The organism is Cellulomonas pakistanensis, from assembly GCF_016862755.1.
Lineage (GTDB): Bacteria > Actinomycetota > Actinomycetes > Actinomycetales > Cellulomonadaceae > Cellulomonas > Cellulomonas pakistanensis.
Genome location: NZ_BONO01000057.1, coordinates 1 through 545, shown reverse-complemented (window position 1 = coordinate 545; position 545 = coordinate 1). Strand labels below are relative to the sequence as shown.

Genomic DNA, 545 nt, shown 5'->3' with positions numbered 1-545 from the left:
CCTCGGCCTTGGCGGCGTCGAGGTGCCCCGCGGCCAGCGCCTGCCCGGTGGCGGTCAGCATCCCGTCGAGGACCAGCGCCCGGTGCACCGTCTTGTTCGCGGCACCCCGCGACCACCCCAGCCGGGCGGACAGCTCGTCGCCCGCGACCGAGGACTGCACCGGCGGTGCCCCGGCCAGCGGTGACCAGTCCGGGCTCATCTCGGGGCGGTTCGCGAGCTCGGCGATGACCTCGAGCTTGCGGGCGTGCTGGTGGGCCTCCATCCGGTTCTGCGCCGCGGCGACCTCCACGAGGATCAGCGGGGACAGCACGCTCAGGTCCAGCCCCCGCAGCCAGGTGTCCAGCACCGGCCCGGGCGGGCACGCGGCGATGGCCTCGACCTGCCGCTGCTCCGCCGTGCGCGGGGCCCCGCCGGCCGCCACGACCGGGTCCGGGCCGTAGTCGGTCAGGCAGGTCCCGTCGGGCCCGTAGACCGGCAGCACAGCAGCGAGGGCGTCGTCGCCGTCGGTGCGTCGCTGCAGGTCATCCATGGAAAAACCCTACCGA

Annotated in this window: 1 protein-coding gene; it reads right to left on the bottom strand. The window is 75.2% G+C overall.

Annotated elements, in window-relative coordinates:
• On the bottom strand, nucleotides 1-529 hold a 529-nt coding region (locus tag Cpa01nite_RS18410; protein WP_203670315.1), incomplete at its 3' end, for a DUF222 domain-containing protein.
• Nucleotides 530-545 lie beyond the last annotated feature (16 nt).